Origin of the sequence: Paenibacillus yanchengensis, assembly GCF_042684845.1 — a bacterium.
Taxonomy (GTDB): Bacteria; Bacillota; Bacilli; order Paenibacillales; family Paenibacillaceae; genus Pristimantibacillus; species Pristimantibacillus yanchengensis.
Map to the genome: position 1 here is coordinate 1 of NZ_JBHUMH010000039.1, position 8,733 is coordinate 8,733.

Consider the following 8,733-nt stretch of genomic DNA (forward strand, 5'->3'; position numbering starts at 1 on the left):
ACCATACGTGAAAAAATAAGTTATTTACGTGGAAATAGTCTAGCTATGTTAGAGACAGCGACAGGGGAAAAAGGTTATTATATGGTCAACGGTCATGGTGACGTGACTGGTATTACGGATACTGAAGACGAGCTAATTAATGAGTACACGTACGATATCTGGGGCAAACCACTGGAGCATTCCGAAACGATAGAGCAATCTTTCCGCTATTCTGGCGAATACTGGGATGAAGAGACGAATCTACAATATTTACGTGCACGTTGGTATGATCCGAGTGTCGGACGGTTTATAAATGAGGATACGTATGAAGGGGAACTGGCGAATCCACTGACGTTGAATCTTTATACTTATGTGCATAATAACCCGCTCAGATATATTGATCCAAGTGGTAATTACTGCGTTTCACAAGATGGGAAATGGGCACATGGTGGTGAGTGTGATTCAATTTCTTCGATTTATTTAGGTGATGATAGCTCATACGACAATAGACCTATCATTAAAAATGGTAAAGTGACAGGTTATATCAATTCTTCAAATAAGTTTAGAGGAAGTATGAATTATTGGGAAAATTATATTGAAGATAAAATGGTTTTTTTAGAACGAAAATCAGGTTTTACGATCGATTTATACTATGGTAACGCTAAATCAGTACCTATTTATGATGAACCGCTTCTATTGTTCCAAGGAGCATTACCAAAAAATGCTGTAAAAGGAATGGGAAAAGCAATTCTTAAACAAGGAGTGAAAGAAGGAGCTAAGGCACTCATATCTAAAGAGATAGCTGCTCTTAGTGTAAATAATATTAACCATATACTGAAAAGTAAACACCTTTGGAGTAAAGTGGTTAAAGATCCAAATAATTGGGGCCAAGTTGCAGCTGTTATGACAAAAGTAATGGCTAAAGGGGCGGAAGGTAGCTATAAGCAAGTCTTTATGAAGTCAATGTATGTAAATAATGAATTAGTTGTTGTTACTTACAATAAGTTGGCTGATGGTACAATAAAAATTGGGAACGCGTGGGTGGCAAAATGAAAAAAAAAGAAATAATAAATTTTATAACTCAGGGAAGATATTCCGAAGCAAGTTCATTAATAAATATATTTGATTCAAAGAAGATAGAGGATCTAATCATGGAGATTTCTTACGAAGTTAGCAGTATAACGATATACTCCTTTATATGTAAATTGATAGCTGAGAATGAATCAGTAGATCTTCATATTCTCGCTGCAAGCGTAATGATTAATCCACTATCTTTCATAGAGGGGGCATACGAAACAAGTCTTTATCATGTTAGAAGAGCGATAGAACTAGATTCCAGTGATGTTTCTTTAAAAGAAATGATAATTTTCCTGCATTTAACCCCTGATGAAGTTGTTTCAAAAGACGAAGCGATACAAGTTGCATCGGAAATATTAATAATTGATCCGAACAATAAAGCTGTTTTAGATCTTTATGAGAAACTGATTTGAACTACTATGTACTATGTTTCAGATTCGCATTGATGACGAAGCTTACTTTGATACAAAAAGAATTTCTCATACTGGAATTTGGTATACTGCTCCAAAAAACGGGTGGGAAAATTGAGCACAGGCTGAAAGATATTGATGAAATTGAGTTGAAAACCGGAATGCTTTAAGTAAAGTGACCACAATGCGATTAGCCTCGTATTGTGGTTTTTCTTATTAGGTGGCCAGTGTTGAAGGAATCGGGCGGTGCACTCCGAAAGAGCTTAACCCTCATTAGTCCTATGTAATGCTTTATTAATACGTTCGACGAAAATTATACGTATGATAATCGTGATAATCGCCAGACGTGAGCGATGGAAGCAGGGAAGGAAGTTACTTACCGTTATAATGGTGACAACTTACTCGTGGAACGAAGCGATGAAGATACGACGATCCGCTATTACTATGACGGTCAACAGATCATATCCGAAGCATGGGTGGACCCAGATGGAACCGTACGTGAAAAAGTAAGTTATTTACGTGGAAATAGTCTTGCTATGTTAGAGACAGCGACAGGGGGAAAAGGATACGTATGAAGGGGAACTGACAAATCCGCTTACGTTGAACCTTTATACGTATGTGCATAATAATCCATTGAGGTATATAGACCCAAGTGGTAATTATTGTGTTTCACAAGATGGGAAATGGGCGCATGGAGATCCTTGTTCATCTATCTCAAGTTTTGAAATGGGTAAGAACGATAATTTTATTGGCTCCCCCATTATAGAGAATGGTATTATTACGGGATATATAGGTAAAAATGGTCCGTTCAAAAAGAAGGAGGCTAACTATTGGCAGGATGTAGCGGTTGAACTGCTTAAAGGAACTGCAACCGGAACTGCAGACAGTTTTCTTGGACCTACGGTTGCAGGCTATTTAACAAGTCACAAGCCGATTACAGCGGATTTACCGTCATTAGGGATTAATCGAAGTTAAAAGGATATAAATTGCCGAATAACACTCAACGAGCATTAGCTGGTGTCTCTAAAATAGCGGGCCCTTCTGCTTTAATTTTGACTGGATATGATTTGTATAATGACTTTAATCAGTACGATGGACCAGATAGATACTTGGCAGCAACAATGACACTTGTCGGGACAGGAGCTACAATTGGTATTTCTGCAATTATTTCTGCAACCACAGCTCCTGTAATCGTGGTAGTTGGATCAGGTATTGCAATTGGAGCTGGTATTAATTTAGGCGTTAACTGGCTTAAAGATCAAATGTTTGGAGAAAGTAAAAAATAAATGATTTAAAACAGTAATTCAATCTAGTCAATGAGAGCTTCCTTAAGAAGCTCTCTCGGCATAATTTTATTAGGAAGTGACTTAATGAATACCTTTTACAATTCATTATCAGATCCAATTTATTATACTATTACTTTGATATTGCCCTTAATTTGTATTATCTATATCTATAAAATTAGAAAACGTTTTTTGAAGCTCACTTTATTAGGATTTTTATTTGGAACAATTAGCGCAATAATAGCTGGTCTAGTAAGAGTTATATCGAGATTAGAACTATTTAGTTACTATTCTGATTGGTTTGGTGCACTACCTTTGCCATTCTTATTACTGACTTTTATTTTTTTCATAATCGGTGGGTTTCAATCCACCAAACAAAACCAAGAAAAACGAAGTAGAGTTATTTTAGGTACTTTACTTTTAGTTACCTCTATCCTATTGGGAGGAGCTATAGTATTATATAAATTTTATGAATAAAAAAATCAATGACCAACGAGAACTGGTTGCTCGAACAAATCAACCTAAAGAGGAAGGATAACACCGTTTGGGTTTGCAAAATGTCGCAGACGCAACGCTCGAACGTCACAACGGTATTCGAAGACAACGGAGACAAGCAAAGAAACGATAAGTAAAAAAACAGGCCGGGAAACCAACCTGTTTTTCATTGAGCACATTGAAAACCAAACCGAACAAGTTCCTGTATGTCGGTGTAGACCCTGCATAAGGAAAAGCATGTTGCGGTAGTTATCGACTGCTCATAAGACAAAAAAATAGTGGGCAGGTGAAATTATGGATGTAGAAGCGATGAAGGATTTTGTATTTAAGCATAATTTGGAGGAAAGAAGCTTTAATGCTTTTTGGAATTATTTAAGTAATTATCAAAAAGATAATTTAGATGATTTTGAAAAAGATTTTTATGAATTCAATAAAAATGAGATAGAATTGTTTATTGATACTGTTTCATTGAGAATTACGAATTGGCCTGAAGAAGGGTATAATCATGTGGTTATCTCAGTTAGAATTCACTATAAAACCCTATATAGGGGTCACTATACAATTGTTTATTCTATGGATGGAGAAATTGAAGACGATCATCTTTCACTTCTTTAAAGATTTTAAAACCATTTACGAGAGTAACAACTTAAACGTTACTCTTTGTAAAGGGCATTTTTAAAAAAGTCAAGACACCTTGTTGAAGTTGCTATCTGTGTTTTACGAGGCACTGAAAAAGTCCATAGTTTAATTTAGTGAGGGGTTTAGCGATTTATGCGCCGAACCTCTCGTTTTTTTCATTTATAGTAGAAGAACTAAATGTAGGTGGTGCGCCAGAGGTTCCGGTTATCAATCGTAAGCGTCTAATAACCGAGTTTATTGACCTAAAAAAACCTGTGCCATGAACTGCTCCCTGTCAAGTGTACAGTGAAAAAACAAAAGAATTATGCCACAGCCTGGTGCCGAAATTCTAACGGTGCTAGGCTGTTTAACTTTTCTTGATAGCGTTCTTCATTATAAAATTTCATGTATTCATCTATATCCGTTTTCAATTCTTCATAGCTCCTGTAATCCTTTAATCTCCAAATGCGTGGTTCAACTCTACCGTCTTTGGACGGTATCCGTTCTTAGCCTTATTCTTTATTTTCCATACTAAATGTGAGGTGAAAAGTATGGACAGATACCAAAAGAATAGCCATGCGGTTTTTGATATCAAGTATCATGTGATCTGGGTAACAAAATACAGATATAAGGTGTTATATGGTCCGATTGCGATGAGAACACGAGAATTAATCAGGCAAGAGTGCGAACCGAGATTAATAACGATATTGCAAGGAAGTGTAGGAATAGATCATATTCACTTATTGTTATCCAGTCCACCAAGTCTAGCTCCCAGTAAAGTGATGCAGTACCTAAAAGGCAGATCATCGAGGCTGCTCCAAGATCAGTTTCCTGATCTAAAAAAGAAATATTGGGGACATCAATTGTGGGCAAGAGGTTATTTTTGTGCGGCGGTTGGAACAGTAGATGAAGAAACGATTAGAAATTATATTGTAAATCAGTTTAATGAAGAAAAGAACGACATATTTAGTATTGAAGAATGAGTTTAGTCAAAGTTAAATTTGCTTAAGCAATAGGGCTTTAAGAGGACTTCAGTCATAATCAACGACTTTAGTCGTCGACATTTTGTGTCCAAATCCACCTGCTTTAGCAGGTGGTCGTTTCAGCAAGGAGAAGCCAGAAAAGTATTATTTAACTGATATTATGTATTTAATGTATAAATGCAGTAAACTTGCTTATATATCCACCATCAAAGACGCTGAAACGAATGTAATTTTAGCATATGAAGTATCTGCTTCATTAGGCATGGAAATTAGTAATATAACAAATCGTCAAGCAACAAAGCAAAGCGTAGTCATGGAAGATAACACGTTTACGTATGATGCACTTAGCCGTATAGCGACTTCTACATTATTCGACGAAAGTTATACGTATGATAAACGTGGTAATCGTCAGACCTTAGCGACGGAAGCAACTCCACTGGATAGCTTAAATAGTGACTATGCCTATGATGAATGGGATCGTTTAACTAAAGTAACGACGGAAGAAGGAAAGGAAGTCACTTATCGTTATAATGGTGACAACTTACTCGTAGAACGAAGTGATGAAGATACGACGATTCGCTATTACTATGATGGTCAACAGATCATATCCGAAGCATGGGTGGATCTAGATGGAACCGTGCGTGAAAAAATAAGTTACTTGCTTGGGAATAATCTTGCGATGCTCGAAACAGCGGCAGGGGAAAAAGGTTATTATATGGTAAACGGTCATGGTGACGTGACTGGTATTACGGATACTGAAGGCGAGCTAATCAATGAGTACACGTACGATATCTGGGGGAAACCACTGGAGCATTTCGAAACGATAGAACAATCCTTCCGCTATTCTGGCGAATACTGGGATGAAGAGACGAATCTACAATACTTACGTGCACGTTGGTATGATCCAAGTATTGGACGGTTTATCAATGAGGATGTGTATGAAGGGGAACTCGCCAATCCACTAAGTCAGAACTTGTATACGTATGTGCATAATAATCCATTAATTTATGTTGACCCAACTGGTAATTGGTGTCAATCTGCTAATGGAAAATACTCACATGTTGGTGGTTACAATGGCGGTGAGAAGGGTAGAGAATATCACTTTGACGTTAAAGGTGCTATGTATGTACCTAACTCATATGTGTATAATTATCCAAGCTTATCGTACGATCAGCTTTATGTAAGATATCAAATGAAGCTTCTGAGTGAACAACTCCAAAGGGACATGGAGCAACGGCAACGAGAAATAAATCAACAAATGATAAACTTTATGGATGATATAACAGGTGTAAGTGCTTATCGAACATTAACTAACCCCGACTCTAGTCCATTAGACGCATTAGCAGCACTCTCAACTATATCTTTGCCAGGAGTAAAGGGAAAATCAGGAAATCCTCTAAAAACACAAAAGGCCGGAAAAACATTGAAATTGACCAATGGACAGGCTGGTGACCTTGCTAAATACCTAGGTATTACAGTGGTTAAGAATGTTAAAACATCAAAAGGCCAGCTTGTCTATTCTAATAGTAAAATTTTTATATCTCCAGATGTAGATTCACATAATGGAGGGGTGTGGAAGGCAGCAAAAACAATTAATGAGTTGAACTCAAAGGACACAAGATACGGAACTTATGATGCGTTGCTGAATCCAATTGGAAAGTAGGATGAAAATGAATAGTTATAAAATCACCAAATATAATCCAACTAATAGCGGAAATTATGATGAATGGACTTCGATATCTGATGTGGGTCAAGAGTTTAGTGGAGTAGTCTTCACAATAGAGGAGTATTTACGTGTAGAAGAGTATTATGTTAATGCAATTACCAGGATAATGAAATGCATAGGAATTAGTGGTTTGTTTGTTTCTGATTTGCATAAGGATTATGAAACACCCAAAATAACATTGCACCATAACATATACACACAACAAATGAAGCAATTGTATGGGGAGATTTCTGAGAACCAATTTGTATCGAATCAAGATTTACAGGATTTATGTAAGATGATACTAAGAGAACTGATTGGATTGAGATTAGTATTTGAGGATAAGATGTTTGTTCATTTTGGCTATGACTATTATATGTATATCGGTGTAAACAATGTATGCATGGACGCTATAGATAGCATTCAAGCAAGTGGTTTGTTCGTAGAGGAATGTGAGTCGCCTTATTATCAAGAGGATAAGGATTAATCAACATGTAAGGCCGAATATTTCTCCAAAGTCTCTTGTATAGGGAAATCTTATCGCTTACATCGAAAAACGATTGTGTAGTACTATTTCAGGCACATGCGAGTGTAACAACTCCATGTGGTTTTTCTTTTCCTGTATGCCCAGATAAGCACGCATTTTCTAACTGGTGAAAGTCCAATCGTAGGAGGAACCAAGTCCCTACGTAGCTAGGATAATTGCGTTCAGAGAAATCTATGTGTTGTTTGTATTATGCGGAAATTGGTAAATAACATTTATGCAATGATGAAAACAAATCCGGTTACGTGATGCCGACCTTACCGCTAAAGCAAGCAGGATAATATAATTAGTGGTAATTGGATTGACATTCCAGTTGCCTTTCTTTATTCTATGTTCCGTTTTATTAATTAGGATACGTATGAGGGAGAATTGAATAATCCGCTTACCTTAAATCTTTACACGTATGTGCATAATAATCCTCTTAAATACGTGGATCCTACGGGTCATAAAAAAAGTGGTAATAAGCACTTATCTGATTATTATAATAATCAATTTCAAGTATTTACCACAGCAAGGGAAGAAGCTCAGAAGTTAATTTTTTCTTTGGATAAAAAATCTTCTTATTACAAAATAAATTTATTTGCTTTTAGGAAATTTCAATACAATCTAGATAATCAAGCAGATTCAATTAGAACTTCTTATTATGAAACTCTAACAAATCCAAGTATGGGAGAAATGAATGCAGCTAAACAAGTAGGTTATTTGTTTGGTATAAAGGTTGATTTAGGTGTGGGATGGAGTTTTAGGGAAGATAGTGGAAGTCCGGGGAATGGTACCAAAGATCATATACACGTCAATGGTCCGAAGGGAAAACATTAGTCTCAAAATGAAGACGGCATAATTCATGACAAGAAGAAACATAGCACAGGAGATCTACCTGGTTGGGTGAAAGACGGTTTAAAGAAAAAGGGTGATTGGGATTGGGACGAAAACAAAAAGAAACAAGATCGATCGTATAAACATTTTAAACCTGGTAATGATCCCTACAACCCTAAAAGTCCAACACCTCCTATAGTACCTGTAGTTCTTACCGGATGGAGTATTTGATATATTTGAAAAAAATGATTTTCATGATTTTGATATTAAGGAGTGTTTAATTCAACATACTGTAGCTAATGCAAAGCCAGCGCAATTACAACTTAACATCACTGATGGTTACGAAGAGTGGGTAATTAAATACAATAATATTAATAAGCTTTGTTTTAAATATGATAGCGATACATGTCCAGAGGATTATGGAATAAATATCGACTGTTGGGGTTACCATGAGTTGTTAGAGATTGATGGTACAACATTGTTAGTATGTTTTGAGGATAATGGATTGTCCGTAAAGAAAGTAAGGTAAAAATGATGCTTATAGTTTGGTAGTCGCTGAATTAATTTCAACGGAACTAGGTCTTAACTCAGAAATAGAGGATAACTGATTACATTACTATGGAATTAATATCATAATATAAAGCAAGATAGGGTTTCCAATAAGTCCCCAAAATAAAAAGGTTGGTCGAGAAAACTTGAAGTTTTCCGACTAGCCTTTTTTCGTACCTGCTTTTGCAAGAATGTAGCGAAGTGGATACCCGCCACCTTCAGTAGATTGTGGGCTAAAGCCACAATTCCAAACTCGACGTGAACTTTCTCCAAC

At 36.4% G+C, this 8,733-nt stretch carries 12 protein-coding genes; 11 read left to right on the forward strand and 1 reads right to left on the reverse strand.

Features of this window, described 5'->3' with window-relative positions; all coding sequences use genetic code 11:
- The 7 genes from ACFSTH_RS11540 to ACFSTH_RS11570 all read left to right on the forward strand — a co-directional run.
- On the forward strand, nt 1–1,032 hold a 1,032-nt coding region (locus tag ACFSTH_RS11540), incomplete at its 5' end, for an RHS repeat-associated core domain-containing protein (protein ID WP_377793681.1).
- Complete coding sequence (locus ACFSTH_RS11545; protein WP_377771003.1) at nt 1,029–1,469, forward strand: hypothetical protein; 441 nt, start codon at nt 1,029–1,031, stop codon at nt 1,467–1,469. The genes ACFSTH_RS11540 and ACFSTH_RS11545, both read left to right, overlap by 4 nt.
- A gap of 350 nt (nt 1,470–1,819) precedes the next feature.
- Nucleotides 1,820–2,041 (forward strand): hypothetical protein, encoded by a 222-nt coding sequence (locus tag ACFSTH_RS11550; RefSeq protein WP_377771001.1) that lies wholly within the window; start codon nt 1,820–1,822, stop codon nt 2,039–2,041.
- 58 nt (nt 2,042–2,099) lie between these two features.
- Nucleotides 2,100–2,441: a hypothetical protein gene (locus ACFSTH_RS11555; protein ID WP_377770999.1), complete on the forward strand. Its 342-nt coding sequence runs from the start codon at nt 2,100–2,102 to the stop codon at nt 2,439–2,441.
- Nucleotides 2,442–2,452: 11 nt separating this feature from the next.
- A complete protein-coding gene (locus tag ACFSTH_RS11560) occupies nt 2,453–2,752 on the forward strand; it encodes a hypothetical protein (RefSeq protein WP_377770997.1) in 300 nt (99 codons plus the stop codon).
- Nucleotides 2,753–2,836: 84 nt separating this feature from the next.
- Nucleotides 2,837–3,226 carry a hypothetical protein gene (locus tag ACFSTH_RS11565; protein WP_377770995.1) on the forward strand — a complete coding sequence of 130 codons (390 nt, stop codon included), beginning with the start codon at nt 2,837–2,839 and terminating at the stop codon, nt 3,224–3,226.
- 312 nt (nt 3,227–3,538) lie between these two features.
- Nucleotides 3,539–3,859, forward strand: coding sequence for a hypothetical protein (locus tag ACFSTH_RS11570; protein ID WP_377770993.1), 321 nt, complete (start codon nt 3,539–3,541; stop codon nt 3,857–3,859).
- Between the two features lie 326 nt (nt 3,860–4,185).
- Here ACFSTH_RS11570 and ACFSTH_RS11575 read toward each other — a convergent pair whose 3' ends face one another.
- A complete protein-coding gene (locus tag ACFSTH_RS11575) occupies nt 4,186–4,362 on the reverse strand; it encodes an IS3 family transposase (RefSeq protein WP_377793683.1) in 177 nt (58 codons plus the stop codon).
- 51 nt (nt 4,363–4,413) lie between these two features.
- Here ACFSTH_RS11575 and tnpA point away from each other — a divergent pair, with 51 nt between their 5' ends.
- The 4 genes from tnpA to ACFSTH_RS11595 all read left to right on the forward strand — a co-directional run bounded on the left by tnpA (nt 4,414) and on the right by ACFSTH_RS11595 (nt 7,913).
- Entirely contained in the window at nt 4,414–4,845 is a 432-nt protein-coding gene (tnpA, locus tag ACFSTH_RS11580) for an IS200/IS605 family transposase (RefSeq protein WP_377770991.1), read from the forward strand.
- An 82-nt stretch (nt 4,846–4,927) separates the two neighbouring features.
- Nucleotides 4,928–6,508 (forward strand): RHS repeat-associated core domain-containing protein, encoded by a 1,581-nt coding sequence (locus tag ACFSTH_RS11585; protein ID WP_377770989.1) that lies wholly within the window; start codon nt 4,928–4,930, stop codon nt 6,506–6,508.
- 7 nt (nt 6,509–6,515) lie between these two features.
- Nucleotides 6,516–7,037: a hypothetical protein gene (locus tag ACFSTH_RS11590; protein WP_377770987.1), complete on the forward strand. Its 522-nt coding sequence runs from the start codon at nt 6,516–6,518 to the stop codon at nt 7,035–7,037.
- A gap of 426 nt (nt 7,038–7,463) precedes the next feature.
- Nucleotides 7,464–7,913, forward strand: a complete 450-nt coding sequence (locus tag ACFSTH_RS11595) for a hypothetical protein (RefSeq protein ID WP_377770985.1) — start codon at nt 7,464–7,466, stop codon at nt 7,911–7,913.
- Nucleotides 7,914–8,733: the final 820 nt, after the last annotated feature.